General features: G+C 58.2%; 24 protein-coding genes and 1 tRNA gene. 24 read left to right on the top strand and 1 reads right to left on the bottom strand.

What is annotated here, in order from left to right; all coding sequences use genetic code 11:
- Positions 1–26 precede the first annotated feature (26 nt).
- The 5 genes from B4920_RS05640 to B4920_RS05620 all read left to right on the top strand — a co-directional run bounded on the left by B4920_RS05640 (position 27) and on the right by B4920_RS05620 (position 8,054).
- Positions 27–2,510: a response regulator gene (locus B4920_RS05640; RefSeq protein WP_088179389.1), complete on the top strand. Its 2,484-nt coding sequence runs from the start codon at positions 27–29 to the stop codon at positions 2,508–2,510.
- 160 nt (positions 2,511–2,670) lie between these two features.
- On the top strand, positions 2,671–3,813 hold the full coding sequence (carA, locus tag B4920_RS05635) for a glutamine-hydrolyzing carbamoyl-phosphate synthase small subunit (RefSeq protein ID WP_079433634.1): 1,143 nt from the start codon (positions 2,671–2,673) through the stop codon (positions 3,811–3,813).
- 71 nt (positions 3,814–3,884) lie between these two features.
- The gene (gene carB / locus B4920_RS05630) at positions 3,885–7,109 is read left to right on the top strand and encodes a carbamoyl-phosphate synthase large subunit (protein ID WP_079433633.1); all 3,225 of its coding nucleotides are present in this window, start codon (positions 3,885–3,887) and stop codon (positions 7,107–7,109) included.
- A complete protein-coding gene (gene greA, locus B4920_RS05625; RefSeq protein ID WP_079433632.1) occupies positions 7,106–7,582 on the top strand; it encodes a transcription elongation factor GreA in 477 nt (158 codons plus the stop codon). Before carB ends, greA begins: the two co-directional genes overlap by 4 nt.
- Before the next feature lie 10 nt (positions 7,583–7,592).
- On the top strand, positions 7,593–8,054 hold the full coding sequence (locus tag B4920_RS05620) for a DUF4149 domain-containing protein (protein WP_079433631.1): 462 nt from the start codon (positions 7,593–7,595) through the stop codon (positions 8,052–8,054).
- A gap of 10 nt (positions 8,055–8,064) precedes the next feature.
- Here the strand turns inward: B4920_RS05620 and B4920_RS05615 are convergent, their stop codons facing one another.
- Positions 8,065–8,520: a YhbY family RNA-binding protein gene (locus B4920_RS05615; RefSeq protein WP_079433630.1), complete on the bottom strand. Its 456-nt coding sequence runs from the start codon at positions 8,518–8,520 to the stop codon at positions 8,065–8,067.
- Positions 8,521–8,558: 38 nt separating this feature from the next.
- Here B4920_RS05615 and B4920_RS05610 point away from each other — a divergent pair, with 38 nt between their 5' ends.
- From B4920_RS05610 to nuoH, 19 genes are all read left to right on the top strand, one after another.
- Complete coding sequence (locus tag B4920_RS05610) at positions 8,559–9,179, top strand: RlmE family RNA methyltransferase (RefSeq protein WP_079433629.1); 621 nt, start codon at positions 8,559–8,561, stop codon at positions 9,177–9,179.
- Between the two features lie 111 nt (positions 9,180–9,290).
- Positions 9,291–11,183, top strand: a complete 1,893-nt coding sequence (gene ftsH, locus B4920_RS05605) for an ATP-dependent zinc metalloprotease FtsH (RefSeq protein ID WP_079433628.1) — start codon at positions 9,291–9,293, stop codon at positions 11,181–11,183.
- 126 nt (positions 11,184–11,309) lie between these two features.
- Positions 11,310–12,074, top strand: a complete 765-nt coding sequence (folP, locus tag B4920_RS05600) for a dihydropteroate synthase (RefSeq protein WP_254050837.1) — start codon at positions 11,310–11,312, stop codon at positions 12,072–12,074.
- A 74-nt stretch (positions 12,075–12,148) separates the two neighbouring features.
- Positions 12,149–13,501: a phosphoglucosamine mutase gene (gene glmM / locus B4920_RS05595; protein ID WP_079433626.1), complete on the top strand. Its 1,353-nt coding sequence runs from the start codon at positions 12,149–12,151 to the stop codon at positions 13,499–13,501.
- A 145-nt stretch (positions 13,502–13,646) separates the two neighbouring features.
- The gene (pstS, locus tag B4920_RS05590; RefSeq protein WP_079433625.1) at positions 13,647–14,684 is read left to right on the top strand and encodes a phosphate ABC transporter substrate-binding protein PstS; all 1,038 of its coding nucleotides are present in this window, start codon (positions 13,647–13,649) and stop codon (positions 14,682–14,684) included.
- Between the two features lie 87 nt (positions 14,685–14,771).
- Positions 14,772–15,818, top strand: coding sequence for a phosphate ABC transporter permease subunit PstC (gene pstC / locus B4920_RS05585; RefSeq protein WP_079433624.1), 1,047 nt, complete (start codon positions 14,772–14,774; stop codon positions 15,816–15,818).
- Complete coding sequence (gene pstA, locus B4920_RS05580) at positions 15,818–16,663, top strand: phosphate ABC transporter permease PstA (RefSeq protein WP_079433623.1); 846 nt, start codon at positions 15,818–15,820, stop codon at positions 16,661–16,663. Before pstC ends, pstA begins: the two co-directional genes overlap by 1 nt.
- Positions 16,664–16,673: 10 nt before the next feature.
- Entirely contained in the window at positions 16,674–17,513 is an 840-nt protein-coding gene (gene pstB / locus B4920_RS05575; protein ID WP_254050836.1) for a phosphate ABC transporter ATP-binding protein PstB, read from the top strand.
- 103 nt (positions 17,514–17,616) lie between these two features.
- Positions 17,617–18,375 (top strand): triose-phosphate isomerase, encoded by a 759-nt coding sequence (gene tpiA, locus B4920_RS05570; RefSeq protein ID WP_079433700.1) that lies wholly within the window; start codon positions 17,617–17,619, stop codon positions 18,373–18,375.
- A 21-nt stretch (positions 18,376–18,396) separates the two neighbouring features.
- On the top strand, positions 18,397–18,747 hold the full coding sequence (gene secG / locus B4920_RS05565; protein WP_079433622.1) for a preprotein translocase subunit SecG: 351 nt from the start codon (positions 18,397–18,399) through the stop codon (positions 18,745–18,747).
- A 62-nt stretch (positions 18,748–18,809) separates the two neighbouring features.
- Positions 18,810–18,894 (top strand) — tRNA-Leu (locus B4920_RS05560).
- Between the two features lie 82 nt (positions 18,895–18,976).
- Positions 18,977–19,351, top strand: a complete 375-nt coding sequence (gene ndhC / locus B4920_RS05555; protein ID WP_079433621.1) for an NADH-quinone oxidoreductase subunit A — start codon at positions 18,977–18,979, stop codon at positions 19,349–19,351.
- 46 nt (positions 19,352–19,397) lie between these two features.
- Complete coding sequence (locus B4920_RS05550; RefSeq protein WP_079433620.1) at positions 19,398–19,874, top strand: NADH-quinone oxidoreductase subunit B family protein; 477 nt, start codon at positions 19,398–19,400, stop codon at positions 19,872–19,874.
- A gap of 12 nt (positions 19,875–19,886) precedes the next feature.
- Positions 19,887–20,489, top strand: a complete 603-nt coding sequence (locus tag B4920_RS05545; RefSeq protein WP_079433699.1) for an NADH-quinone oxidoreductase subunit C — start codon at positions 19,887–19,889, stop codon at positions 20,487–20,489.
- Complete coding sequence (locus B4920_RS05540) at positions 20,482–21,735, top strand: NADH-quinone oxidoreductase subunit D (protein WP_079433619.1); 1,254 nt, start codon at positions 20,482–20,484, stop codon at positions 21,733–21,735. The genes B4920_RS05545 and B4920_RS05540 overlap by 8 nt, the downstream gene beginning before the upstream one ends.
- 67 nt (positions 21,736–21,802) lie before the next feature.
- Positions 21,803–22,279: an NADH-quinone oxidoreductase subunit NuoE gene (gene nuoE, locus B4920_RS05535; protein ID WP_079433618.1), complete on the top strand. Its 477-nt coding sequence runs from the start codon at positions 21,803–21,805 to the stop codon at positions 22,277–22,279.
- Positions 22,276–23,586 (top strand): NADH-quinone oxidoreductase subunit NuoF, encoded by a 1,311-nt coding sequence (gene nuoF, locus B4920_RS05530; protein WP_173862643.1) that lies wholly within the window; start codon positions 22,276–22,278, stop codon positions 23,584–23,586. The genes nuoE and nuoF overlap by 4 nt, the downstream gene beginning before the upstream one ends.
- Positions 23,587–23,593: 7 nt before the next feature.
- Positions 23,594–25,942 carry an NADH-quinone oxidoreductase subunit NuoG gene (gene nuoG, locus B4920_RS05525; protein WP_079433617.1) on the top strand — a complete coding sequence of 783 codons (2,349 nt, stop codon included), beginning with the start codon at positions 23,594–23,596 and terminating at the stop codon, positions 25,940–25,942.
- A complete protein-coding gene (gene nuoH / locus B4920_RS05520) occupies positions 25,942–26,991 on the top strand; it encodes an NADH-quinone oxidoreductase subunit NuoH (protein ID WP_079433616.1) in 1,050 nt (349 codons plus the stop codon). Before nuoG ends, nuoH begins: the two co-directional genes overlap by 1 nt.
- Positions 26,992–26,998: the final 7 nt, after the last annotated feature.

Below are 26,998 nucleotides of genomic sequence, written 5' to 3'. Positions count from 1 at the left end.
TTGTTGCCGCGTGGAGGCTCGGGCCGGTGGGCAATATCCAGGACGCGTCGACCGGTGAAATCCTCGGGATTCTGCAAGGGTTGCTGTTGTCCCGGGATGCTGCGGAGCGCGAGGCGCGAGACCTGCAGGAGCGCTTGAATCTCGCCATGCAGAATACCGAGGGCGGTCTGTGGGACTGGGATCTCGTCAGTGGTGCGGTGGTGATGGATGCGCGCTGGCAGGAAATGCTCGGTTATGGCACCGCAGAGCTGTCCAGCGATTTTTCGTCGTGGACGCCCTTGATTCATGCGGATGACCGCGAGTTGCTGCGTCATCACGTGGTGGCGCATCTGCGTGGGGAGCTGGATCATTTCGAGGCGCATTTCCGCATTCTCGACAAGGCATCCAGCTGGCGCTGGATTCTGGTCAAGGGGCGGGCGAGCGGGCGTGGGGGCGATGGTCGCTGGGCTCGTATGATGGGTATATATCGGGATGTTACCCACGCCAAAAGCGCCGAGCTGGAGCTCCTCCACGCGAAGGAGCAGGCCGAGGCTGCCAATCGTGCCAAGAGCGATTTCCTGGCCAACATGAGCCACGAGATCCGCACGCCCATGAACGGCATCATTGGCATGACGGAACTGGCGCTCGACACGCGGCTGGATGACGAGCAGCGGGAGTATCTTAATACCGTCAAGAGCTCAGCCGACTCCCTGCTGCGCATCATCAATGATGTGCTCGATTTCTCGAAAATCGAGGCCGGGCGCTTGAGCCTTGAGCAAGTGGAGTTCTCCTTGGGCGGCCTGCTTGGCGACACCATGAAATCGCTGGCTCTGCGGGCGTACCAGAAGGGTATCGAGTGTTTTTACTATGTGAGCCCCGAGGTTCCTGCAGCCTTGATCGGGGATCCTACCCGTCTACGACAGGTGCTGACCAATCTGGTCGGAAACGCGATCAAGTTCACCGACAAAGGGGAAGTGGAGGTCGTCGTTCGAGCCCGGTTGCAGGATGCGCGCGATGCGATCCTCGATGTCGATGTTCGCGATTCAGGGATCGGGATTGCCGAGGACAAACACGCAACTATTTTCGGCGCATTTTCCCAGGCCGATGAATCCACAACCCGGAAATATGGCGGAACCGGGTTGGGGCTGGCAATCTGCAAGCGCATCGTCGAGCTGATGGGGGGCTCGATCTCGGTGTCGAGCGAGCTCGGCAAGGGCAGTACCTTCAGCTTTACCGTGCATGTCGACGTGGCTCAGCAGGGGGAGGAAGAGCGGCCGTCCTTTGGCGGGCGACGTGTCCTGGTGGCGGGCAGAAACGCGGCGCTGCGTCGTTGTATTGGCGCGCAACTCAGGACTTTGGGCCTCGAGTTCAGGGAGGCTGCCAGTGGCGAGGAGCTTCTTGGGTTGCTGGCGGCTGCTCAGCAGGGGGACGCGCCGTATGATTGGCTGTTGATGGATGCGGCGATGCCAGCTCCAGGCGGCTACGCATTGGCCGAGAAGCTGATCAAAAGCTGGCCGCGGCTGGATCGCTTGATCATGATGCTGGATGCCAATACGCAGCGCGGGGATTCGGTGAAGTGCGAGCACTATAAGGTAGGTGCGCGCCTGATCAAGCCGTTTTCTGAGCTGGACCTGGTCGACGCGCTGCGCTTGTCACTTCAGGGGGGCGTGGCGGCGGAGGCGCGTTGCCTGGTTTATGAGCCGGCGGCGGCTTCGTTCGCAGCGGCCCGCTCCGGGAGGGCGTACGACATCCTGCTGGTGGAGGACAACCCGGTCAATCAGACCGTGGCCGTCAAAATGCTGCAGAAGGCGGGGCACTCGATCACGCTGGCATCGAACGGCAAGGAGGCGGTCGATTTCTTTGACAATGGGCGTTTCGACCTGATTCTCATGGATGTCCAGATGCCGGTCATGGGGGGCTTTGAGGCGACGCAGGCGATTCGGGCGCGCGAAGCCCGGCGCAGTTGGGCGGCCGGCGGTCAGTGGAGGTTTACGCCGCTCATTGCCATGACGGCGCATGCGATGCAGGGGGATCGAGATCGTTGCCTGATGGCCGGGATGGATGACTACATTGCCAAGCCCATCAAGCCAGCCGAGTTGTTTGCCGTGATCGAGCGCGTTATGGGCGCGGCGGGTACTGGCGAGCAGGAGGGTGACGGGGGCGGGGGGTGCATTGATCTCGGTGCGGGTTCCGACGTTGCTGATCTGGCTGCAACGCTGGAGCTTCTCGATGGCGACGATACGGCTTTGCAACAGCTGATCGCGCTGTTCTTCAACGATCTGGAGCGTAACCGCAAGTCCCTTGAGCAAGCGCAGCGCAGTGACGATTTTGCAAGCATTCGTAACTTGGCGCACTCCATCAAGGGGTCGGCGGGGGTGTTCAATGCCGAAGCGGTCGTCTCCGCCGCGCAGCGTCTGGAGCTGGCCGGGAAGAACGAAGACGGGGCTGCCGTTCGGCGCGAGCTGCCTGAGCTGCTGGGCGCGCTCGGTGGTCTGGCCGGCGTGCTGCGCAAGTCACGGAAGGTGACTTAGTTTTGTCGGTATTCCTACAGTCGAGTTTGCCCGAAAGGGCGGCCTCAGGCTATAATTAGAAAGTTTCTTACGGGATGGCCTTCAGGGCGATCCCGTTTTTCATGTGTAGCCTGGGCTACGCATGTCAGTCGTTCAATCACAAGATTTTGAGGAGTTCGCCGTGTCAGCTTTCCCGCCCGCCATTCTTGTTCTTGCCGACGGGACGGTGTTCTACGGCAAAGGCATCGGGGCAATTGGTTCAACGGTCGGTGAGGTGGTGTTCAATACCTCCATGTCCGGCTATCAGGAAATCCTCACCGACCCGAGCTACTGTCGCCAGATCGTCACGCTCACCTATCCGCACATCGGAAACACCGGCATCAATCGGGAAGACAATGAAGCAGCCAAGGTTTTTGCTTCCGGCTTGGTGATCCGTGATCTGCCGCTGGTGGCGTCCAACTGGCGTAGCGAGCAATCGCTGGATGCCTATCTCAAGGCTGAGAACATCGTCGCGATCGCTGGGATCGATACCCGTAAGCTCACGCGCATCCTGCGTGAAAAGGGGGCCCAGAGCGGCTGTATCGTCACCGCGGCGACGGCTGCCGAACTGAACGTGGAGGCCGCGCTGGCGCAAGCCCGGGCATTCCCGGGGCTCGCCGGCATGGATCTCGCCAAGGTCGTGTCCGCCACCGAGTCCTATCCCTGGACGGATGGCGAGTGGCGCCTGGACGCCGGTTATGTGGCCCAGGAAAACCCGCGTTTCCACGTCGTGGCCTACGACTATGGCGTCAAGCGCAACATCTTGCGCATGCTGGCCGAGCGTGGCTGCCGCCTGACGGTGGTGCCGGCCCAGACCCCCGCTGCGGATGTGCTGGCCCTCAATCCGGACGGCGTCTTCCTGTCCAATGGGCCTGGTGATCCGGAGCCCTGTGACTACGCCATCGAGGCGATCCAGCAGGTGCTTGCAAAGGGTATTCCGACCTTCGGCATCTGCCTGGGTCATCAGCTGCTCGCACTGGCGTCCGGAGCCAAGACTATGAAGATGAAGTTCGGCCACCACGGCGCGAACCATCCGGTAAAGGATCTCGATTCCGGTCAGGTGCTGATCACCAGCCAGAACCACGGTTTTGCCGCAGATGTGACAACGCTGCCCGCCAACGTGCGGGTAACCCACGTATCGCTGTTCGACGGCAGCCTGCAAGGCCTGGCGCGCACCGATGTGCCTGCCTTCTCCTTCCAGGGGCACCCGGAAGCCAGCCCCGGCCCGCACGACGTGGCCTATCTGTTTGACCGATTCATTTCGCTGATGGAGGCGAGGGGCTGAAGCCGATCGTCACGGTGGTGCGCCGCGACGCACCAGTTATCGATCAACCGCTTCCCAGTCTCTGAAGAACCATGCCCAAACGTACAGACATCAAGACCATTCTCATCATCGGTGCCGGCCCGATCATCATCGGCCAGGCCTGTGAATTCGACTACTCCGGCGCGCAGGCCTGCAAGGCGTTGCGTGAAGAGGGTTACAAGGTTGTGTTGGTCAATTCCAACCCGGCCACCATCATGACGGATCCGGAAACGGCCGACGTCACCTACATCGAGCCGATCACCTGGCAGGTCGTCGAGCGCATCATCGAGAAGGAACGGCCGGATGCCGTGCTGCCGACGATGGGCGGTCAGACCGCGCTCAACTGTGCCCTCGACCTCGCGCGCAACGGCGTGCTCGAGAAGTTCGGTGTCGAGCTGATCGGTGCGAAGGAAGAGGCCATCGACAAGGCCGAGGATCGCATGAAGTTCAAGGACGCCATGACCAAGATTGGTCTGGGCTCCGCGCGTTCCGGCGTTGCTCACAGCATGGAAGAGGCCCTGCAGGTGCAGGCTGACATCGGCTTCCCGGTCATTATCCGCCCGTCCTTCACCCTCGGTGGCACCGGCGGCGGCATCGCTTATAACCCGGAAGAGTTTGCGGAAATCTGCAAGCGCGGTCTGGAAGCGTCGCCGACCAACGAGCTGCTGATCGAAGAGTCGCTGATCGGCTGGAAGGAATACGAGATGGAAGTGGTCCGTGATACTGCGGACAACTGCATCATCGTCTGTTCCATCGAGAACCTGGATCCGATGGGCGTGCACACCGGTGACTCCATCACCGTGGCACCGTCCCAGACGCTGACCGACAAGGAATACCAGATCCTTCGCAACGCCTCCATCGCGGTGCTGCGCGAGATCGGCGTGGATACCGGCGGTTCCAACGTGCAGTTCGCGATCAACCCGAAGGACGGTCGGATGATCGTCATCGAGATGAACCCGCGCGTGTCGCGTTCCTCCGCGCTGGCCTCCAAGGCGACTGGCTTCCCGATTGCGAAGGTGGCAGCCAAGCTGGCCGTCGGCTTCACCCTCGACGAACTGAAGAATGACATCACGGGTGGGGCGACGCCGGCTTCCTTCGAGCCGTCCATCGACTACGTGGTCACCAAGATCCCGCGCTTCGCCTTCGAGAAGTTCCCGCTGGCCAATGATCGCCTGACCACCCAGATGAAGTCGGTGGGCGAGGTGATGGCCATGGGCCGCACTTTCCAGGAGTCCTTCCAGAAGGCCCTGCGCGGCCTCGAAACCGGCGCCTACGGCCTGGATGAGGTCGAAGCCGATCAGGACGACCTTGAGCGCGAACTGAGCGAGCCGGGCTCCCAGCGTATCTGGTATGTGGGCCAGGCCTTCCGCGAAGGCATGACGCTTGAGCAGGTGCATGCGCTGACCCGCATCGATCCGTGGTTCCTGATCCAGATCGAAGACATCATCAAGACCGAGAAGTCCCTGGTGGGCCGCTCCCTCAAGGGCATCAATGCGGCCGAGTTGCGCGAACTTAAGCGCAAGGGTTTTGCCGACCGTCGCCTGGCCAAGCTGCTGGCCACCGACGAAACCTCCGTGCGCCTGCATCGCCATGCCGCCGGCGTACGCCCGGTCTTCAAGCGCGTGGATACCTGCGCCGCTGAATTCGCCACCTCTACCGCCTATCTGTACTCCTCCTATGAGGACGAGTGCGAGGCGCTGCCGACCAGCAACAAGAAGATCATGGTGCTGGGTGGCGGTCCGAACCGTATCGGCCAGGGCATCGAGTTCGACTACTGCTGTGTGCATGCCGCGATGGCCATGCGCGAAGACGGGTACGAGACCATCATGGTCAACTGCAACCCGGAAACCGTGTCCACCGACTACGACACCTCGGATCGCCTGTACTTCGAGCCGCTGACCCTCGAGGACATCCTCGAGATCGTCGCCGTCGAGAAGCCGGTCGGCGTGATCGTTCAGTTCGGTGGCCAGACGCCGCTGAAGCGTGCCCGTGAGCTCGAAGCCAACGGCGTGCCCATCATCGGCACTAGCCCGGACATGATCGACGCTGCCGAAGACCGTGAGCGCTTCCAGAAGCTGCTGTTCGAACTGGGCCTGAAGCAGCCGCCCAACCGCACCGCCCGTACGCCGGAAGACGCGGTGCGCCTGGCGGCCGAGATCGGTTATCCGCTGGTGGTACGTCCGTCCTATGTGCTGGGTGGTCGGGCGATGGAAATCGTCCATGAGCAGAAGGATCTCGAGCGCTATATGCGCGAGGCCGTCAAGGTCTCCAACGATTCTCCAGTTCTGCTCGATCGCTTCCTGAACGACGCGACCGAGGTGGACGTGGATGCCCTGTCCGACGGCAAGCGCGTCATGATCGGCGGCATCATGGAGCACATCGAGCAGGCTGGCGTCCATTCGGGTGACTCCGCCTGTTCCCTGCCGCCTTACACGCTCTCGCAAAAGCTGCAGGACGAGTTGCGCCGCCAGACTGAAGCGATGGCACGCGCGCTGAACGTTTGCGGCTTGATGAACGTCCAGTTTGCCATCCAGGGTGACGGTGATGACGCCGTGGTGTATGTGCTTGAGGTGAACCCCCGCGCCTCCCGGACTGTTCCGTTTGTCTCCAAGGCTTGCAGCCTGCCGTTGGCCAAGATCGCTGCTCGCTGCATGGCCGGTCGCAGCCTCGACGACCAGGGCGTTGTCGGTGAGATCGTGCCGCCGTACTACTCCGTGAAGGAGGCCGTGTTCCCCTTCGTCAAGTTCCCGGGTGTCGACACCATCCTTGGGCCCGAGATGAAGTCCACCGGCGAAGTCATGGGCGTTGGCCGCACTTTTGCCGAAGCCTTCGTGAAGAGCCAGCTCGGCGCGGGCGTCCGTTTGCCCACTTCCGGCAAGGCTTTCATCAGCGTTAAGCACACGGATCGTCCCAAGGCGGTCGAGGTGGCGCGCGAGCTGATCGATCTGGGCTTTTCCGTCGTCGCCACTCGTGGTACCGCCACGGCGATTTCCGCTGCCGGCTTGCCCGTGTCCGCGGTGAACAAGGTGAATGAGGGGCGTCCGCACATTGTGGACATGATCAAGAACAACGAGATCAGCCTTGTCATCAACACCGTTGAGGAAAAGCGCCAGGCGGTGACGGACTCCCGTTCGATTCGTACCAGCGCGCTGGCGGCGAAGGTCACCATCTACACGACGATCGAAGGTGCGCGTGCGGCCTGCATGGGGATGCGTCATCTGGTGGGTCTTGAGGCTTATTCCCTGCAGAATCTCCACGGCGAGCTGGTGAAGGCATGAACAAGGTACCGCTGACCGTTGCCGGCGCAGAGCTGCTGCGTCAGGAGTTGCACCGCCTGAAGACAGTTGAGCGTCCGGACGTTATTGCGGCGATTGCCGAGGCACGTTCCCATGGCGATCTTTCCGAAAATGCCGAGTACGACGCAGCCAAGGAGCGCCAGGGTTTCATCGAGGGGCGTATCCGGGAAGTGGAGGGGAAGCTCTCCAACGCCCAGATCATCGACCCCAAGCTGCTCGACGCGGATGGGCGGTGCGTCTTCGGTGCCACGGTGGAGCTCGAGGATCTGGATAACGGCGAATCGGTGACCTACCAGATCGTCGGGGATGATGAGGCTGACATCAAGGCTGGCAAGATCGCGATCAGCTCTCCTATCGCCCGCGCCTTGATCGGCAAGTTTGCAGGGGATGTCGCCGAGGTGCAGGCGCCTGGTGGCGTCCGTGAGCTTGAGCTGATCGACGTCCGTTACGAGTAGTCCTGAGCCCATGCCCCGATTTGCTGAATACGTCTATAGCACTCTGATCACTCTGTGGGTCGGAGCGCTATGGGCGATCGGCTACCTCGCTGCGCCCACTTTGTTCCGATTGCTCGACGACCGGGCCCTTGCTGGGCGATTGGCGGGGGAGATGTTTACCTATGTGGCATGGCTGGGGGTCGTTTCAGCTTGCTATCTGCTGGTGTTTCTGGCGCTTCGCAAGAATGGTGCGGCCTTTAAGAGCGGCGTTTTTTGGGTGGTTTTCTTGATGCTGCTGCTGACATTGGCCGGCCATTTCGGGATCCAGCCGATACTGGCGCAACTCAAGGCCGACTCTTTGCCGCGGGAGGTTATGGAAAGCGCCCTGCGTAGCCGTTTTATGGCTTGGCACGGCGTTTCCAGTGTTGTCTATTTGGTGGAGAGTCTGCTGGGTTTGCTGCTGGTCGCCTGGCAGGGCAGGGAGCTGCGCTGATCGACTCTGTTCAGGCGTCGTCGCGATTGCGTCGTGGTCCTTTGCCCTGGGAGGGAAACCAATAATCCTTCTTGGGGCCAGCATTCTTCTTGAGGGACGCGATGCCGCGATGGGACGACAGTGCTTTGGCTGATTTTGCCTTGGCCGGCGATTTTTTCGGCCTGTCTGCAACCGCGGCATGCGAGCTTTCCTGTTCACGCTTTTCCCGCCAGATGATCAGAGTCTTGCCGATATGTTGTACTGCAGCAGCCCCGAGTTCAGTGCAAACGCTGGCGAGGATGGATTCTCGGAGGCTGCGGTCATCGCCATAGATGCGGATCTTGATCAGCTCGTGAGCCTGCAGTGCATGATCGATTTCCTTGAGTACGGCGGGGGTCAGTCCATTGCCGGCAACACTGACCACGGGATGAAGGTGGTGGGCTTGAGCGCGAAATGCGCGGCGCTGCGCGGGCGAAAGTTCAATCATTTTGCAACTCATTGAAAAAAGGGCGTAATTGTACCGCGATGAAACGTAGCAAGACCAGTAAATCGTGGATGATGGAGCATGTAAATGATCCGTTCGTGCAGCGCGCCAAGTCTGAAGGGTGGCGTGCGCGAGCGGCATACAAACTCATCGAGATCGACGAAAAGGATAAGTTGATCCGCCCCGGCATGGTGGTTGTCGATTTAGGAGCAGCCCCGGGTTCATGGAGTCAGGTTGCGATTGGGCGGGTTGGCGAGCAGGGGCGGGTCTTTGCCCTCGATCTGTTGCCGATCGAGCCGATCAATGGGGTCGTCTTCATGCAGGGCGATTTTCACGACGAGGAGTTCGTTGCCCGGTTCGAGGCGCAGCTGGAAGGTCGGGGTGTGGATCTGGTGATGTCGGACATCGCACCGAACATCTCGGGGATTCCATCGAGCGATCAGGCGCGTTCGATTCATCTGGCCGAACTGGCCCTGGACTTCGGCCGTCAGCATTTGAGCCCTGGAGGAAAATTTCTGGTCAAGGTGTTCCAGGGGCAGGGCTTTGAGGAGTTCCGCAAGGAGGTGGAGCGGGCATTCAAGTCCGTTGTGGTTCGGAAACCTCAGGCGTCCCGGGGGCGAAGCTCCGAGGTGTATCTCCTCGGTAGCGGATTACGTGCTTAGGGCGTCTGCCATTGAGTCAGACTATGGTTACGATCATTTGATCCAGCGAACGATCAGACATAGAATCAGTCCACTAGGCTGCGGCCCCTGTCGGGCTTTCAAGGAATCGTTTTGAACAATCTATTCAAGAATCTCGCGATCTGGTTGGTGATAGGCGTCGTTTTGATGACTGTCTTCAACCAGTTCAACAATCGTCAGGCGGCCCAGAATTCGGTCGAGTACTCCCAGTTCATGGAGGACGCGAAGCAGGGCAAGGTTTCCAAGGCGGTTGTGGATGGGCGCACTGTTCGTGCCACGACCCAGGATGGCCGTCAGATTACCGTTTATACGCCGGGTGTACAGGATATCTGGATGGTCGGTGACCTGATGCGTTATGGCGTCAAGGTCACGGCTGCGAAGCCTGAGGAAGAACAGTCCTTCCTCATGAACATCTTTGTCTCCTGGTTCCCGATGATTCTGCTCATCGGCGTGTGGGTCTTCTTCATGCGCCAGATGCAGGGGGGCGGGCGTGGTGGCGCGTTCTCGTTCGGGAAGTCCAAGGCCAAGATGCTCGATGAGACTGCCAATACGGTGACCTTCGCCGATGTGGCGGGTTGTGATGAGGCAAAGGAAGAGGTCGGGGAACTCGTCGAGTTCCTGCGTGATCCTTCCAAGTTTCAGAAGCTGGGCGGCCACATTCCCAAGGGGGTGTTGATGGTCGGCTCGCCTGGTACCGGCAAGACCTTGCTGGCGAAAGCGATCGCGGGCGAGGCCAAGGTTCCTTTCTTCTCTATCTCCGGTTCGGATTTCGTGGAAATGTTCGTCGGTGTCGGTGCCGCACGTGTGCGCGACATGTTCGAGCAGGCGAAGAAACAGGCGCCGTGCATCATCTTCATCGATGAAATCGATGCGGTGGGGCGGCAGCGCGGAGCGGGTCTCGGCGGCGGCAACGATGAACGTGAGCAGACCCTGAACCAGTTGCTGGTCGAGATGGATGGCTTCGAAGGCGTCTCGGGGGTGATCGTGATTGCTGCGACCAATCGTCCCGACGTTCTGGATCCTGCCCTGTTGCGTCCGGGCCGTTTCGATCGACAGGTTGTGGTTCCCTTGCCTGACATCCGTGGGCGGGAGCAGATTTTGCGGGTTCACATGCGCAAGGTGCCGATCGCACCGGATGTCGATGCGCTCATCCTTGCTCGCGGTTGTCCGGGATTCGCAGGCGCAGATCTTGCTAACCTGGTCAACGAAGCTGCCCTCTTTGCTGCACGCGGTAACAAGCGTCTCGTGGATATGGACGATTTCGAGCGCGCTAAGGACAAGATCATGATGGGGGCGGAGCGCCGTTCCATGGTGATGCCGGAGGAGGAGCGACGTAACACGGCTTACCACGAGTCGGGTCATGCGATCGTTGCCAAGTGTCTGACCAAGACCGATCCGGTGCACAAGGTCACGATCATTCCGCGTGGGCGTGCCCTGGGTGTGACCATGCAGTTGCCGGAGCAGGATCGTTACAGTCAGGATCGTGAACGTCTGCTTCAGACCATTGCTGTTCTTTTTGGCGGACGGATTGCTGAGGAGATCTTCATGAATCAGATGACGACGGGGGCGTCGAATGATTTTCAGCGAGCGACGGATCTTGCCCGCCGGATGGTGACCCAGTGGGGCATGTCGGACAATCTCGGGCCCATGGTTTATGGTGAAGAGGAGGGGGAGGTGTTCCTTGGCCGCTCTGTCACGACTCACAAGAATATGTCGGAGGCGACCCTGCAAAAGGTGGACGCTGAAATCCGGAGAATGCTGGATCAGCAGTACGCATTGGCGCGTCGCCTGATCGAGGAGAATCGAGACAAGGTCGAAGCCATGACGGCTGCGCTGCTTGAGATGGAAACCATCGATGCAGAGCAGATCGACGACATCATGGCCGGCCGTGCGCCTCGTCCTCCCAAGCCTTCTTCGCAGTACCCCAAGCGTCCCAGTGACGACAGCACTGGGGCTGCTCCGACGGCGGCCGCTCCGGTAGCTTGAGTTTCAGATTCCTGTGCTAGTTATGGGCCGGCTCATATGAGCCGGCCCTGTCATTTAAAGATCACGCTTATGTCTTCAGTACTCGCTTGCGGTCGGTTCCAGCTGGACCTCAGCAAACCCCGGATCATGGCGATCATCAATGTGACGCCGGACTCGTTTTCCGGGCCTGGCTATCTGAGTCGGGATGCAGCCTTGCGTGCAGCAGAACAGGCCATCGCCGATGGTGCGGAAATCCTTGATATCGGCGGTGAGTCCTCGCGTCCCGGGGCTGTGTCCGTTTCCGAGCAAGAGGAGCTGGATCGGGTTATTCCTGTGGTGGAGGCGCTTGCTCCGCTCAATATGCCGATATCGGTGGATACCGTGAAACCTGCAGTAATGCGCGAATCGATACGCGTTGGTGCGGATATGATCAACGATATTGCAGCATTTCGAGTTGCTGGTGCGCTGGAGGCGGTAAAGGACAGCAAGGTTGCTGTGTGTGTGATGCATATGCAGGGAGAGCCGGGCACAATGCAGCGCGCTCCGTCTTATGGTGACGTGTTGAGCGATGTGCAGGCATTTCTTGCGCAACGGGTGGATGTACTTCAAAGAGCGGGTGTGGCAGGCGAGCGTATCTTGCTTGATCCCGGCTTCGGTTTCGGTAAGACGCTCACCCATAACCTGGCCTTGCTCAAAGGTCTGAGCGACTTCTGCGAGACGACTTTTCCTGTCCTCGTAGGCATGTCCCGAAAGACCATGCTTGGCGAGATCGCAGGCCGCCCGGTCGGAGAGCGGATGGTCATTGGTGCGGCAGCTGCCCTGGTGGCAATGCAGAATGGCGCTCGCATCATAAGGACTCACGATGTTGGCGCGACGCGGGATGTGTTGAGGTTGTGGGAGATGCTTGCCTGAGGGGCTGTGGCGAGTTGAAGGAACACAGACAGAATCAATGAAAGCCCTGGTGGCAGCGGGGAAGCGAGGGAAAGATGTCTCGACGTTATTTTGGAACCGATGGTGTACGTGGTCGTGTCGGCGAGCCGCCGATTACGCCGGATTTCTGTCTGCGCCTTGGCTATGCGGCGGGCAAGACGCTCGTGGCGCACGAGAATTTGCGTCAAGGGGAGCGTCCGGCCGTGATCATCGGCAAGGACACGCGCATTTCGGGGTACATGCTGGAGTCCGCGCTCGAGGCTGGTTTTTCGGCGGCTGGCGTGGATGTTTATCTGGCCGGGCCGTTGCCGACGCCGGCGATTGCCTACTTGACGCGTGCTCTGCGTCTTCAGGTCGGAGTGGTGATTTCTGCGTCCCACAATCCCTTTGAAGATAACGGGATCAAGTTCTTCAGTGCGGCAGGAACCAAGTTACCCGATGCCGTTGAGCTCGAGATTGAGGCACGTCTCGATGAGCCAATGGGGTGTGAGCCTTCGGCGACACTGGGCAAGGCGCGTCGTATCGATGATGCCAGAGGGCGATACGTCGAGTTCTGTAAGAACACCTTCCCCAACGAGTTGGACCTGCGTGGTTTGAAGATTGCACTGGATTGCGCCCACGGTGCGGCCTACATGGTTGCGCCGAAGGTCTTCCACGAGTTGGGTGCGGAAACGGTGCTGGTTGGGGTTGAGCCCAATGGAACCAATATCAATGACGGCGTGGGGGCGACTGTTCCCTCCAGCATCCGAGAGGCCGTGCTGAAAAGTGGCGCTGATGTCGGTATCTCGCTGGACGGTGATGGTGACCGCATCTTGATGGCGGATGCGGAAGGCAACATCTACGATGGAGACAAGCTCCTTTACGTTATTGCCAAGGCTGCATGTCTGGCAGGCGCGGCGGGAGGTGTTGTTGGCACCTTGATGAGCAATCTGGGTTTCGAGCACGCGATCGGCCGCCTGGGCTTGCCTTTTGCTCGCGCCAAGGTGGGTGACCGCTACGTGCTGGAGCTCATGCATGAGAAAGGCTGGCGCGTAGGGGGGGAGAATTCCGGTCACATCATCTGTTTGGATCGGCACACTACTGGAGACGGTATTATCGCGGGGCTCCAGGTTCTTGCTGCACTCCGTCAGCAGGGGGTGTCGTTGAAGGAAATGTGTTCAGACCTCGTGTTCTATCCTCAGAAGCTGGTAAATGTCCGCATTGGCCAGGGTTTCGTGTGGTCCGACTGTGCCGAAATCAAGGCCGCGGTCGATGCGGCGACGCATGAGCTCGGTGAGCAGGGGAGAGTACTTTTGCGGCCCTCCGGGACGGAGCCTTTGTTGCGAGTGATGGTTGAGGGGCGCGATGCTGCAGTCGTCGATCGGATCGCCCATGGGCTGGCAGAAGTGGTCCGAAGCGCTGCAATGTGACATGTTGCGGCGCAACATGTCACAAATCTGAAATTTTCCAACCGTAGAATTCAAACCGGCCTGAGAGGGCTTGTTTGTACTTTTAGGTCGGTTGGTTTGTGTATGACCGGCTGTTTAGCGGTTCGTCTCTACGATGGAGAATTTCATGCAAGGTTTCGTTCGTGCCTGTTCGTTCGTTGTCGCTCTGGGGGGGGCAGCCGTCGTTCAGGCCGCCGATATCACCGGCGCTGGCGCCACCTTCCCGTATCCCATTTACTCCAAGTGGGCTGAGGCCTACAAGGCCAAGACCAATGTCGGTCTGAACTATCAGTCCATTGGATCCGGTGGCGGCATCAAGCAGATCAAGGCCAAGACGGTCGATTTCGGTGCGTCGGACATGCCGCTCAAGGCCGAAGAGCTAGATAAAGATGGCCTTGTGCAGTTTCCCGCTGTGATCGGTGGTGTGGTTCCGGTTGTTAACCTGGATGGCGTTGCTCCCGGCAGCATGAAGATGACCGGCGCACTGCTTGCCGATATCTATCTTGGCAAGATCAAGAAGTGGAACGACCCTGCCATTGTTGCCCTCAACGCGGGCGTGAAGCTGCCGGACGAGAACATCACTGTGGTTCGTCGTGCGGATGGCTCCGGTACCACTTTCCTTTTCACCAACTATCTTTCCAAGGTGAGTGTGGAGTGGAAAGATAAGGTTGGCATGGGGACCGCCGTTCAGTGGCCCGAAGGCGTGGGCGGCAAGGGGAATGAAGGTGTCGCCTCTTACGTTCAGCGCATCAAGGGTGGCATTGGTTATGTTGAGTACGCTTATGCCAAGAAGAACAAGATGATTCACCTGGCCCTCAAGAACAAGGCAGGTGAGTTTGTTCAGCCCGATGACCTGACTTTCCAGGCTGCTGCGGCCTATGCTGAGTGGAACAAGGTTCCTGGCTTCGGCGAAATCCTCACCGAACAGCCGGGCAAGACTAGCTGGCCGATCACGGGTGCCAGCTTTGTGCTGATGCACAAGGTTCAGGCGGATGCTGCAAAGGGTGCGGAAGTGCTGAAGTTCTTCGACTGGGCTTTCAAGAATGGCCAGAAAATTGCCGAAGAGCTGGATTACGTGGCGCTGCCCGCAGCGCTGGTCAAGCAGATCGATGGTGCTTGGCGCTCCAGCCTGAAGGACGCGTCGGGTCACCCTGTTTGGAAGTAAGCAGTTCTAATTAGACCGGATGGGTGGGCGACTGGACGGTTGCTCATCCATCCGTTTCGTTTGCTGGATTTAAAACGGTAAGCTGCAATGTCTTCCCATAGCTCTGTGTTAGGCGCTGGCGGTGCTTCGGCTGGCAGCCCTTCTGGTCTTGCCGATGCCACATTTTGTGTTAAGCAACCAGAACCGCCAAAAGACCGTATGCGTGCCCAGCGTTTTCAGGACGCATTGTTTCACCAGACGACGCGTTTTTTTGCGTTTTCCGTGCTCGCTATTCTGGCTGCGATTCTTGGTTCCTTGCTTTATGGTGCGTGGCCAGCGATCAAGGAGTTTGGTTTCGGCTTCCCGTTTAGTGCTGAATGGAATCCGGTCACCGATAAGTTTGGTGGCCTTATTTCGGTATATGGAACACTGAGTACCTCGCTTATTGCGTTGGTGGTCGCGATTCCGGTCAGTTTCGGAATTGCCGTTTTTTTGACGGAATTGTGCCCCCCCGCCTTGCGTAGCCCGCTTGGGGTTGCAGTGGAACTGCTGGCCGCCGTGCCTAGCATTATCTATGGCATGTGGGGCTTGTTTGTCTTTGCTCCCCTGTTTGCAGATTATGTGCAGCCTGCCCTGTCCCTGACATTGGGAAATATTCCATTTGTCGGGACTTTGTTTCAGGGGCCGAAAAACGGCATTGGCATACTTTCGGCTGGCTTGATCCTTGCTGTGATGGTCATCCCGTTTATCGCGTCGGTGATGCGTGACGTTTTTGAAGTGGTGCCGGGGATTCTCAAGGAGTCGGCTTATGGATTGGGTGCAACGACTTGGGAGGTGGTCTGGAATGTGGTGCTGCCTTATACCCGTGTTGGCGTCATCGGTGGGGTAATGCTTGGATTGGGGCGAGCGTTGGGCGAGACGATGGCCGTCACCTTCGTGATTGGCAATGCTCACCGCATCAGTCCCTCGCTATACGAGGCCGGAAATAGCATTGCGTCGACATTGGCCAACGAGTTTGCTGAGGCATCTTCCGACCTCCATGTGGCCTCCCTGATTGAGCTCGGCCTCATTCTGTTCTTTGTGACCTTCGTCGTGCTCGCGCTCTCCAAACTGCTGCTGATGCGTCTTGGCCGGATGGAAGGGGAGAAAACCTGATGATTGATTCGTCTGTTCTTTATCGGAAGCGCATGCGCACCAACCGGATTGCGTTGGTGCTCTCGATGCTGGCGATGGCTGTTGGAATGGGCTTTCTGGCTTGGATCCTGATTGTGTTGCTGTACAAGGGGGTCGGCGCCTTGAGTCTGAGTCTGTTTACGCAGCCGACCCCGGCGCCGGGGTCCGAGGGGGGGCTTTCCAATGCCATCATCGGCAGCGCAATGATGGTTGGCGCCGCCACGTTTATCGCGACGCCGATTGGTATCCTTGCGGGTGTCTACCTGTCCGAGTATGGGCGCAAGGGCTGGTTGGCACCGGCGACCCGTTTCATTAACGACATCCTGTTGTCCGCGCCGTCGATTGTTATTGGTGTGTTCATTTATACGGTGTACGTCGCCCAGGTGCAGCACTTTTCCGGCTGGGCGGGTTCGTTGGCCCTGACCTTGATTGCAATTCCTGTTGTGGTGAGAACGACGGAGAATATGCTCAATCTCGTACCGGCCAGTCTGCGCGAGGCGGCTGCTGCGTTGGGCGCTCCGCGTTGGAAGGTGGTCTTGCACGTGGTTTTGCGTGCCGCAAAGGCGGGTGTTCTGACTGGGATTCTGCTGGCGCTTGCGCGGGTGAGTGGTGAAACGGCGCCGCTGTTGTTCACCGCCCTGAACAACCAGTTTACGAGTCTGGACTTGAATGGCCCGATGGCGAATCTGCCAGTCGTCATCTTTCAGTTCGCCATGAGTCCTTACGAGAACTGGAATTCACTCGCCTGGGGTGGTGCCGTCATCATTACCTTCGGCGTGCTGTGCCTGAACATTGTCGTTCGTACCTTGTTCCGCAAAAAGATCTAGGAAATTCATCATGCAATCTTCTGCAGTTACTAAGCGTGACATGTCCTTCTCGCAGTTGCGGGGCGAGCAGACGTCGCAGGCGACGGGCTCGGAGCAGTCTCCGAAGATCCGTATCCGTAATCTCGACTTCTTCTATGGCTCGTTCCAGGGCTTGAAGCATATCAACCTAGACATTCATGAAGGCATGGTGACGGCTTTCATCGGTCCGTCGGGGTGCGGCAAGTCAACGCTGCTCCGCACGTTGAACCGGATGTACGACCTGTACCCGGGGCAGCGGGCTACCGGTGAAATCCTTCTTAACGGGAAGAATGTGCTCGATTCCGGTCAGGATGTGAATGCTCTGCGGGCCAAGGTCGGAATGGTATTTCAGAAGCCGACCCCTTTCCCCATGTCGATCTACGAGAATATCGCCTTTGGTGTTCGTCTGTATGAAAGTCTGTCGCGGGCCGACATGGACAATCGTGTCGAGTGGGCGCTGCGCAAGGCTGCGCTGTGGGATGAGGTCAAGGGGAAGCTCAATCAGAGTGGTCTGTCCTTGTCGGGCGGTCAGCAGCAGCGCTTGTGCATCGCGCGAGGTGTGGCGGTGAAGCCTGAGGTGCTCCTTCTCGATGAGCCCACATCAGCGCTGGATCCAATCTCTACCGCCAAGGTCGAGGAGTTGGTGCATGAGCTAAAAAGTGAGTACACCATCGCAATCGTTACGCACAACATGCAACAGGCCGCCCGTGTTTCGGACTATACCGCTTACATGTACCTCGGAGAACTGGTTGAGTTTGGCTTGACTGATGAAATCTTCATCAAGCCCAAGCGCAAGGAAACAGAGGATTACATCACTGGTCGGTTCGGCTGATCGTTCCGAGTAGTCGCCACGATTTCTAGGCCGGCTCATGCCGGCCTTTTTGACGTTTCGATGTCGTGACGATAGAATCGAAAAATTTAGCCTGGTGCCAGTGGTGAGGAAAAAACTCGTAGTCGGCAACTGGAAGATGAATGGCAACCGAGCCCGGAATGATGTGCTCCTTTCCGCTCTGCTGGAAGAGGCGCGGAGTGAGGCGGTCGAGGTGGCTGTGTGTCCGCCTTTTCCGTATCTAGATCAGGTTGGGCGGGTCTTGTCTGAAGCCGGGATTGCGTTGGGTGCGCAAAACGTAAGCTCGTTCGAGGCAGGGGCCTATACCGGTGAGGTGAGCCCTGCCATGTTGGTTGATCTTGGTTGTGCTTGGGTGATAGTGGGGCATTCAGAACGTCGCACGCTGTTTGGTGAGACCGACGAGACCGTGCTCGCCAAGGTTCGGGCTGCGCTTGAGTTTGGTCTGAAGCCCATTTTGTGCGTCGGCGAAACCCTGGCGCAGCGTGAGGCTGGAAACGCTGAATTGGTCGTGGGTGGTCAGGTCGATAGTGTCGTGTCTGGCTTGGGGGCGGATGTCGCGGCTCAGCTAACGCTGGCGTACGAGCCGATTTGGGCGATCGGAACGGGACGAGTTGCGTCGCCGGATCAAGCTCAGGCTATGCATCGTTTCATTCGTGCGCGTCTTGAGTCGGCTCAAGTGGCGTCGTCGGAGGTGCGTATTCTTTACGGTGGCAGCGTCACGGCAGACAACGCGTCCGAGTTGTTTGCGCAGCCGGATATTGATGGCGCGCTGGTTGGTGGTGCGTCCTTGGCTGCTGCAGGGTTTTCGGGAATTTGTCGTGCTGCGGCAGTGGTCGCGGCATAGGTTTTCTTGCGGGAGATTTTGATGAGTAGTGTCGTTTTTTCGGTTGTACTCGTTGTGCATGTTCTGGCCGGTCTTGGTGTGATCGGGCTGGTGCTTATGCAGCATGGCAAAGGGGCTGATATGGGGGCTGCGTTCGGCAGCGGTGCGTCGGGGAGTCTCTTTGGGTCATCCGGTTCGGCCAATTTCCTGAGTCGCACTACAGCCGCTCTTGCGGCCGTTTTCTTTGTCACCAGCTTGAGTCTCAGTTATCTCGCGGGGCAAAAGGCGCCTGAATCGAAGAGTGTTATGGAGGGGGCTGTGCCTGCAACTGTTCCCGTGGTGCCTGCAGTGGGTGAAAATCAGGATTCCAAGTCCAAGGACATTCCTCGATAAATTAAAGTAATGCTTGGCGCAAGGGGGCGATTGCCTTATAATTTCTGGCGTCAAACGAACAGGCCGACGTGGTGAAATTGGTAGACACGCTATCTTGAGGGGGTAGTGGCGAAAGCCGTATGAGTTCGAGTCTCATCGTCGGCACCATAGATTAAGCTTGTCGCCCGCGAATGCGGGCGTTTGCTTGCAGGCGGGGCTAATAACTGCTTGCGGTTGCGGGGAGTCAGGTATGTTGGAAGTATATTTTCCAGTTCTTGTTTTTATCCTGTTTGCGGCTGCCTTTGGTTTGATTCCTATAGTCGCAGGCTGGGTTCTCGGTCCCAGTAAGCCTGACGCAGAAAAGCTCTCTCCCTTTGAGTGCGGCTTTGAGCCATTTGAAGATGCGCGTATCAAGTTTGACGTGCGTTACTATCTTCTGGCGATTCTTTTCATTCTGTTTGATCTCGAAATCGCATTCCTTTTTCCGTGGGCAACCATTCTGCGGGAAATTGCGGCAAGTGAAAGTATCCGGCTTTTCGGGTTCTTCGAGATGATCGTCTTTCTGGGTATTCTTCTTCTGGGCTATGTGTATGTCTGGAAAAAGGGTGCGCTTGACTGGGAATAAATTGTCCGGTTGCCTTGGGCGGTGAATTGTTGCTTGAAGGGTGTCTATGAGTATCGAAGGTGTCTTCAAGGAAGGGTTTGTAACCACTTCGCTTGATACGGTAATCAACTGGACTCGCACGGGTTCCCTGTGGCCGATGACCTTCGGTCTCGCTTGCTGTGCGGTGGAGATGATTCACGCCGGATGTTCCCGGTATGACTTGGATCGCTTTGGGGTCGTGTTTCGCCCCAGCCCACGCCAGTCCGATCTGATGATTGTTGCGGGCACCCTGTGCAACAAGATGGCGCCTGCGCTACGCAAGGTCTACGACCAGATGTCTGAGCCGCGCTGGGTGATTTCCATGGGGTCGTGTGCGAATGGTGGTGGCTACTACCATTATTCATACTCAGTGGTCCGCGGTTGCGATCGCATCGTTCCGGTCGATGTCTATGTGCCCGGGTGTCCTCCTACCGCGGAAGCGCTGCTTTACGGGATTGTTCAGCTGCAGAACAAGATCAAGCGCGACTGCACGATTGCTCGCTGATTGCCGACCATCATGAGTGAGAAACTTGAGCATCTCAGCCAGTCTCTGGCAAACAGATTTGGTGAGCAGCTGAAAGAGATCGTCGTTGCCCGCAATGAGGTAACGGTGGTTGTGGCTGCTTCCGATTATTTGGCCGTTGCCCAAGCACTTCGGGATGAGCCCGATTTTCGCTTTGAGCAACTGGTCGATCTGACCGGGCTGGATTATTCATCCTTCTCCGGTGCCGAAATTTCTGCGCGTTTTGCCGTTTCGGTCCATCTTCTTTCCCTTGGCAATAACCAGCGGCTTCGCTTGAGGACATTTGCCGACGACGACTCTTTCCCCGTCCTCTCTTCGCTGGTTGAGTTGTGGCCCAGTGCAAATTGGTTCGAGCGGGAAGCCTTTGATTTGTTCGGCATCACCTTTGTGGGTCATCCTGACTTGCGCCGCATTCTTACCGACTATGGTTTTGTCGGTTATCCCTTCCGCAAGGATTTCCCCGTTACAGGGTATGTGGAAATGCGCTACGACCAGGAACTTGGGCGAGTAGTCTATCAGCCGGTTACTATCGAGCCGCGGGAAAATACGCCACGTATCGTACGTGACGAGAACTATGGGAATGTCGGAAATGGCTGAGATCCGCAATTACACTATCAACTTCGGTCCTCAGCACCCATCCGCGCACGGTGTGCTCCGACTTGTTCTTGAACTCGATGGTGAAGTCGTTGAGCGTGCGGATCCGCATATCGGCCTGTTGCACCGTGGTACCGAGAAGCTTGCGGAGACGCGGACCTGGGTGCAGTCCGTGCCCTACATGGATCGTCTCGACTATGTGTCGATGATGTGTAACGAGCACGCATACTGCATGGCGATCGAGCGTCTGCTCGGGCTTGAGGTGCCTTTGCGTGCTCAGTATATCCGGGTCATGTTCGATGAAATTACCCGGATTCTGAATCACCTTCTTGCTGTCGGTACCCACGCCCTCGATATCGGCGCTATGACCATGGTGCTGTACACCTTCCGTGAGCGTGAAGATCTGATGGATGCCTACGAAGCGGTGTCTGGTGCCCGTATGCACGCGGCTTACTATCGGCCCGGCGGCGTTTATCGTGATTTGCCGGATCGCATGCCGCAGTACGAGGTGTCCAAGTGGAAGAGTGCGAAGACCGTTGCAGAGTTGAACGAGAATCGGCAAGGCTCGTTGCTGGATTTTCTGGAAGACTTCACCAGCCGTTTTCCGAAATACGTTGACGAATACGAGACGTTGCTGACCGATAACCGTATTTGGAAGCAAAGAACGGTTGGTATCGGTGTGGTCTCTCCCGAAAAGGCGATGGCGCTCGGTTTTTCCGGCGTGATGTTGCGTGGTTCCGGTATCGAATGGGATATCCGCAAGAAGCAGCCGTATGAGGTGTATGACCAGCTGGATTTCGATATTCCGGTTGGCGTCGAGGGGGACTGCTACGATCGCTATCTGTGCCGTATCGAAGAGATGCGACAGTCCAATCGCATTGTCAAGCAATGCATCGACTGGCTGCGCAGAAACCCCGGTCCTGTCATCTCTGGAAATCATAAAGTGGCTCCGCCCTCCAGAGAGCGCATGAAGGGCAGCATGGAGGAGTTGATTCACCACTTCAAGCTGTTTACCGAAGGCATGCATGTTCCGGCTGGTGAGGTTTATGCGCCGGTCGAGCATCCCAAGGGTGAGTTCGGCGTGTATGCCGTTTCCGACGGCGCGAACAAGCCGTATCGTCTGAAGCTTCGTTCGCCGGGTTTTGCACACCTCTCCGCGATGGATGAAATGTCCCGCGGGCACATGATTGCAGACGTGGTGGCAATCATCGGCACGATGGATATCGTGTTTGGTGACGTTGACCGCTGACCGACCTGGCTGAGCATCCGTGGTTGCCTGGGTCATATCGTAATTCTGCTGACAGTAGATGGAAAAAATGCTGAGTCCGGAATCCTTGAAGAAAATTGATCGAGAGATCGCGAAGTATCCTCCTGATCAAAAGCAGTCCGCTTCTATGTCAGCGCTCAGAATTGCGCAGGAAGAAAAGGGCTGGCTGTCCAGCGAAACCATCGAGTTCGTGGCTAAGTACCTCGAAATGCCGGCAATTGCCGTCTATGAGGTAGCCAGCTTCTACAACATGTATGACCTGGCTCCGGTCGGTGCGCGAAAGATCACGGTTTGTACCAATCTGCCCTGTGCGCTGTCCGGTGGTGTGCATGCCGCGGAACACATCAAGAAACGTCTTGGTATCGACTTCAACGAGACCACCTCCGACGGCAAATTCACTCTCAAGGAGGGTGAGTGCATGGGGGCGTGTGGTGACGCGCCTGTGCTGTTGGTGAACAATCACCATATGTGCAGCTGGATGACGGAAGAGAAAATCGATCAATTGCTCGAAGATCTGAAAAAATGAGTTCTCAAGGAATTATTCTTTCCGGTCTCGACGGTGACCGTACTTGGCATCTGGCTGATTACATCCAGCGTGGCGGCTACGAAGCGCTGAGAAAGATCATTGCCGAGAAGATTCCGGCCGACACCATCATCGGTGAAGTGAAGAAGTCATCCCTGCGCGGGCGGGGAGGCGCGGGCTTTCCAACCGGCTTGAAGTGGAGCTTCATGCCGAGAGCTTTCCCCGGTGCTAAGTATCTGGCCTGTAATTCCGATGAAGGTGAGCCGGGCACGTTCAAGGATAGGGATATCCTTCGCTACAACCCGCATTCCGTGATCGAGGGAATGATCATCGCCGGCTATGCAATGGGTTGCGAGCGGGGCTACAACTACATTCACGGCGAGATCTTCGAGATCTACACCCGCTTCGAAGAGGCGCTGCAGGAGGCGCGCGACGCCGGCCTTCTGGGCAAGAACATTCTGGGTTCCGATTTCAGTTTCGAGTTGTTTGCTCACCACGGCTACGGTGCCTACATTTGTGGTGAGGAAACCGCGTTGCTGGAGTCCATCGAAGGGAAGAAGGGGCAGCCGCGCTTCAAGCCACCTTTCCCAGCGAGCTTTGGTCTCTATGGCAAGCCCACGACCATCAATAACACCGAGACCTTCGCGTCCATTCCCTACATCATTCGTGAAGGTGGCGATGCGTTCCTGGCGCTAGGCAAGCCGAATAATGGCGGTACCAAGCTGTTCTCCATTTCCGGTCACGTGAATAAGCCGGGGACTTACGAGATCCCTCTGGGTACGCCGTTCGCAGATCTGTTGGAAATGGCTGGCGGGGTTCGTGGCGGTCGCAAGCTCAAGGCTGTGATTCCGGGCGGCTCCTCGGCTCCGGTTCTGCCGGCATCGGTCATGATGGATTGCACGATGGACTACGACTCGATTTCCAAGGCGGGATCGATGCTGGGCTCCGGTGCGGTAATCGTGATGGACGAATCAACCTGCATGGTCAAGGCGCTGGAGCGTCTGTCCTACTTCTACTTCGAAGAGTCCTGCGGTCAGTGCACCCCGTGCCGGGAGGGTACGGGTTGGCTCTATCGGGTCGTCCATCGAATCGAGAATGGTCTTGGCCGACCGGATGATCTGGATCTTCTGAATAGCGTCACGGCGAACATCATGGGCCGGACGATTTGTGCTTTGGGCGATGCAGCCTCGATGCCGGTGCAAAGTTTCATCAAGCACTTTGGCGACGAGTTCGCATTCCATATCGAACATAAGAAATGCCTTGTTCCGCAGGACGTACAGCGTGAAGGCAGCAAGATTTACGTAGCGTAGGCTCGACATGCTAGAAATCGAAATTGACGGAAAGCAGTTGCAGGTTCCTGACGGTAGCACCGTCATGGAGGCTGCCTCCAAGGTCGGCGCCTATGTGCCGCATTTTTGCTACCACAAGAAGCTCTCCATCGCGGCCAACTGCCGCATGTGTCTTGTTCAGGTGGAGAAGGCTCCGAAACCGTTGCCTGCATGCGCAACGCCAGTGACCAACGGGATGAAGGTCTGGACGCACTCTGAGCAGGCAGTCAAGGCTCAAAAGGGCGTCATGGAGTTCCTGCTGATTAACCATCCGCTGGACTGCCCGATTTGTGACCAGGGCGGTGAGTGCCAGTTGCAGGATCTCTCTGTCGGCTATGGCGGCGTGGAGTCCCGGTACCAGGAGGGGAAGCGGGTCGTCGGCAACAAAGACCTGGGTCCTCTGGTGTCTACCGACATGACCCGGTGCATCAACTGCACCCGCTGTGTCCGTTTCACGACCGAGATCGCCGGGCTCATGGAACTTGGTCAGGCTTTCCGTGGCGAGCATGCCGAGATCATGCCGTTCGTGGAAAAGACGATTGATTCCGAGCTGTCCGGCAACATCATCGATTTGTGCCCGGTCGGCGCGCTGACCTCAAAACCTTTCCGCTTTGGCGCACGCGCTTGGGAAATGTCCCGGCGGAAGTCGGTGAGCCCTCATGACTCCCTCGGCAGCAATCTGGTCGTGCAGGTCAAGAACGATGTCGTGAAGCGCGTGCTGCCTCTCGAGAACGAGGCGCTGAACGAATGCTGGCTGAGCGACAAGGATCGTTTCTCTTACGAAGCGCTGAACGGCGAAGAGCGTCTGACGCGGCCGCAGGTCAAGCAGGGCGGCAAGTGGGTCGCAACCGACTGGCAGACGGCGCTGGAGTATGTGGCGAATGCCCTCAAGTTGGTTCGTGCTGAACATGGCGCAGAGGCGATCGGTGCTCTTGCATCGCCGCATAGCACGCTTGAGGAACTGCATCTCCTTCAGGCGCTCGTGCGTGGCCTGGGGTCCGACAATATCGATTTCCGTCTGCGTCAGACCGACTTTTCGATCGACGGGCGTCGGGCAGGCGTGCCCTGGCTCGGTCTGAACGTCGCCGAGATTGGTAGCCTCGACCGGCTGTTCGTCGTCGGAAGCTTCTTCCGCAAGGATCACCCTCTCGTTGCACAGCGCGTACGGCAGGCCGTCAAGCGGGGCCTGAAAGTGAGCGTGCTGAATCCGGTCATTGATGACTGGCAGTTCAAGATCGAGAACAAGCTTCAGGTCAAACCTTCAGGCGTTGTCACTGCATTGGTTGCTGTGGCAAAGGCCCTGGCGCAACAGAGTGACCAAGTGCTGGCCGACGCGTTTGCCGCCGCCGCTGCGTCTGTGGAGGTCGATGCCGCCGCTGTCGCAATCGCTGGCAGCCTTGCTTCGGGTAAGCAGGTTGCGGTTTGGCTCGGCAACTATGCACAGCAGCATGCCGAGGCTTCCAAGATTGAAGCGGTGGCTCAGGAGATCGCCCGTCTCAGCAAGGGTAAGTTCGGTCTTCTCGGTGAAGCGGCCAACACCGTCGGTGCATATCTGGTCGGCGGCCTGCCTTCCAAGGGAGGCAAGAATGCAGCTGCAATGTTGTCTGCTCCGCTGAAGGCTTATGTCCTGTTCGGGCTTGATGCCGAGCTGGATACGCAGGCAGGGCAGGGGGCCGTCGAAACTCTCGGCAAGGCGGAGACCGTCATCGTGCTGTCGGCCTTCAAGTCCGAAGCTGCGCTGGCTTACGCAGACGTCCTGTTGCCCATCGCGCCTTTTACCGAGACGGCTGGCACCTTCGTAAATACCGAAGGACGTGCCCAGGCGTTTTACCCGGTGGTCAAGACGGCTGGCGAAGCCCGTCCTGGCTGGAAGGTGCTGCGTGTTCTGGGCCAATTGATTGGTCTTGACGGTTTCGGTTTCGATAAGGTTGAGGACGTACGGCAGGTCATTCTCGGTGCTGCACAGCAGGTCGACTCTTCGCGTCTGAATAGCGCGATTACCGTTGAGTCCTTCGAGCTCGGTGTGCTGGCACAGGGTGTCGAACGTGTTGCTGACATTCCCATTTATGCAGCCGATCCGATTGCACGGCGTTCCGCACCGCTGCAGAAGACCCGCGACGGGCAGGCACCTGCGCTACGCGTCAGCGCAGCTACGGCCGCCAAGTTGGGACTGGAGGCAGGGGGTAAGGCGAAGGTGAGATCTGCCGCCGGTGCCGTCACCGTTCCTGTGGCGATCGACGACGGCGTCGTTGATGGAAGCATTTGTTTGGCTGGTGCGCACGCAGACACTTCGGCGCTGGGTGGCCTGCATGGCGAAGTTAGCGTGGAGCGAGTGTAATGGATGCTTTCATCGAACCCGTAGCGACCTTTTTTGGCAGTGCGTGGCCACTGGTGTGGTCGTTGCTGAAGATCATCGGTATCATCGCGCCGCTGTTTCTGTGCGTGGCATACCTGACGCTGGCCGAGCGTAAGGTCATCGGTTACATGCAGGTCCGTATCGGTCCCAATCGTGTGGGACCGCGGGGCTTGCTGCAGCCGATCGCCGATGGCGTGAAGCTTCTGCTGAAGGAAATCATTGTTCCTTCCGGAGCCAGCAAGGGGCTGTTCATCGTGGGCCCGGTCCTGGCTCTTGGCCCCGCGCTTGCGGCTTGGTCCGTGGTGCCATTCAGCGACGGTTGGGTTGTCGGCAACGTTGATGCCGGTCTGCTGTTCCTGCTGGCTGTCACTTCCATAGAAGTGTATGGGGTGATCATTGCAGGGTGGGCCTCCAACTCAAAGTACGCGTTCCTCGGCGGCGTTCGGGCCGCAGCCCAGATGGTTTCGTACGAAATCGCGATGGGCTTTGCACTCGTCTGCGTGCTGATGATTTCTTCGAGCCTCAACCTGTCGGATATCGTCGCCAGCCAGGGCAAAGGGCAGGGTGCCGATCTGGGTCTGGGCTTCCTGAGCTGGAACTGGCTGCCTCTTTTCCCGATGTTCATCGTCTACCTTATTTCCGGTATTGCGGAGACGAACCGCGCACCGTTTGACGTGGTGGAAGGTGAATCGGAAATCGTGGCTGGTCACATGGTCGAATACTCGGGGATGGCATTCGCGCTGTTCTTCCTCGGTGAATATGCCAACATGATTCTCGTGTCGGCGCTGACATCGATCCTGTTCCTTGGCGGGTGGCTGTCGCCTGTCGGGTTCCTGCCGGATGGGTTCGTCTGGCTGGCGCTCAAGACGTCGTTCATTCTGTTCTTGTTTCTTTGGTTCCGTGCAACGTTTCCGCGCTTCCGATACGACCATATCATGCGGCTGGGTTGGAAGGTGTTCATTCCGCTGACGCTGTTCTGGGTAGTTGTCGTTGCGGTGTGGATCATGTCGCCGTTGTCGTTGTGGAAGTAAGGGGATC

The organism is Zoogloea sp. LCSB751, from assembly GCF_002028455.1.
Taxonomy (GTDB): domain Bacteria; phylum Pseudomonadota; class Gammaproteobacteria; order Burkholderiales; family Rhodocyclaceae; genus Zoogloea.
Note: the sequence above shows the minus strand (reverse complement) of the source record. Positions and strands in the feature narration are given on the sequence as shown.

Bases quoted from the DNA above. Each gene is read 5' to 3' on its own strand.
- nuoH (WP_079433616.1), top strand. From the start codon at position 25,942: ATGGATGCTTTCATCGAACCCGTAGCGACCTTTTTTGGCAGTGCGTGG.
- pstB (WP_254050836.1), top strand. From the start codon at position 16,674: ATGCAATCTTCTGCAGTTACTAAGCGTGACATGTCCTTCTCGCAGTTG.
- ndhC (WP_079433621.1), top strand. From the start codon at position 18,977: ATGTTGGAAGTATATTTTCCAGTTCTTGTTTTTATCCTGTTTGCGGCT.
- B4920_RS05610 (WP_079433629.1), top strand. From the start codon at position 8,559: ATGAAACGTAGCAAGACCAGTAAATCGTGGATGATGGAGCATGTAAAT.
- nuoG (WP_079433617.1), top strand. From the start codon at position 23,594: ATGCTAGAAATCGAAATTGACGGAAAGCAGTTGCAGGTTCCTGACGGT.
- B4920_RS05620 (WP_079433631.1), top strand. From the start codon at position 7,593: ATGCCCCGATTTGCTGAATACGTCTATAGCACTCTGATCACTCTGTGG.
- glmM (WP_079433626.1), top strand. From the start codon at position 12,149: ATGTCTCGACGTTATTTTGGAACCGATGGTGTACGTGGTCGTGTCGGC.
- pstA (WP_079433623.1), top strand. From the start codon at position 15,818: ATGATTGATTCGTCTGTTCTTTATCGGAAGCGCATGCGCACCAACCGG.
- pstS (WP_079433625.1), top strand. From the start codon at position 13,647: ATGCAAGGTTTCGTTCGTGCCTGTTCGTTCGTTGTCGCTCTGGGGGGG.
- B4920_RS05550 (WP_079433620.1), top strand. From the start codon at position 19,398: ATGAGTATCGAAGGTGTCTTCAAGGAAGGGTTTGTAACCACTTCGCTT.
- folP (WP_254050837.1), top strand. From the start codon at position 11,310: ATGGCGATCATCAATGTGACGCCGGACTCGTTTTCCGGGCCTGGCTAT.
- B4920_RS05540 (WP_079433619.1), top strand. From the start codon at position 20,482: ATGGCTGAGATCCGCAATTACACTATCAACTTCGGTCCTCAGCACCCA.
- pstC (WP_079433624.1), top strand. From the start codon at position 14,772: ATGTCTTCCCATAGCTCTGTGTTAGGCGCTGGCGGTGCTTCGGCTGGC.
- greA (WP_079433632.1), top strand. From the start codon at position 7,106: ATGAACAAGGTACCGCTGACCGTTGCCGGCGCAGAGCTGCTGCGTCAG.
- nuoE (WP_079433618.1), top strand. From the start codon at position 21,803: ATGCTGAGTCCGGAATCCTTGAAGAAAATTGATCGAGAGATCGCGAAG.
- carB (WP_079433633.1), top strand. From the start codon at position 3,885: ATGCCCAAACGTACAGACATCAAGACCATTCTCATCATCGGTGCCGGC.
- secG (WP_079433622.1), top strand. From the start codon at position 18,397: ATGAGTAGTGTCGTTTTTTCGGTTGTACTCGTTGTGCATGTTCTGGCC.
- B4920_RS05615 (WP_079433630.1), bottom strand. From the start codon at position 8,520: ATGATTGAACTTTCGCCCGCGCAGCGCCGCGCATTTCGCGCTCAAGCC.
- B4920_RS05545 (WP_079433699.1), top strand. From the start codon at position 19,887: ATGAGTGAGAAACTTGAGCATCTCAGCCAGTCTCTGGCAAACAGATTT.
- nuoF (WP_173862643.1), top strand. From the start codon at position 22,276: ATGAGTTCTCAAGGAATTATTCTTTCCGGTCTCGACGGTGACCGTACT.